Raw genomic sequence first — 501 nt, 5'->3', positions numbered from 1 at the left:
AATGTCGCGGTGAATACGTTCCCGGGCCTTGTACACACCGCCCGTCACACCATGGGAGTGGGTTGCACCAGAAGTAGCTAGTCTAACCTTCGGGAGGACGGTTACCACGGTGTGATTCATGACTGGGGTGAAGTCGTAACAAGGTAGCCGTAGGGGAACCTGCGGCTGGATCACCTCCTTAATCGACGACATCAGCCTGCTGATGAGCTCCCACACGAATTGCTTGATTCTTTGTAAAAGACGATCAAGGCCTTGTGCAGGCCTGACGTTGTTCCTGATCAGAACTTGGAAATGAGCATTCGCTTCGAATGTTGATTTCTGACTTTTGTCAGATCGTTCTTTAAAAATTCGGATATGTGATAGAAATAGACTGAACACCAGTTTCACTGCTGGTGGATCAGGCTAAGGTAAAATTTGTGAGTTCTGCTCGAAAGAGCAACGTGCGAATTTTCGGCGAATGTCGTCTTCACAGTATAACCAGATTGCTTGGGGTTATATGGT

The 501-nt window shown here is 47.9% G+C and carries 1 rRNA gene; it reads left to right on the top strand.

The window, feature by feature from the left end:
• Window positions 1-181, top strand: a 16S ribosomal RNA gene (locus EOE48_RS28640); the annotation flags it as partial.
• Window positions 182-501 lie beyond the last annotated feature (320 nt).

This window comes from Methylobacterium oryzihabitans (genome assembly GCF_004004555.2).
Taxonomy (GTDB): Bacteria; Pseudomonadota; Alphaproteobacteria; order Rhizobiales; family Beijerinckiaceae; genus Methylobacterium; species Methylobacterium oryzihabitans.
Note: the sequence above shows the minus strand (reverse complement) of the source record. Positions and strands in the feature narration are given on the sequence as shown.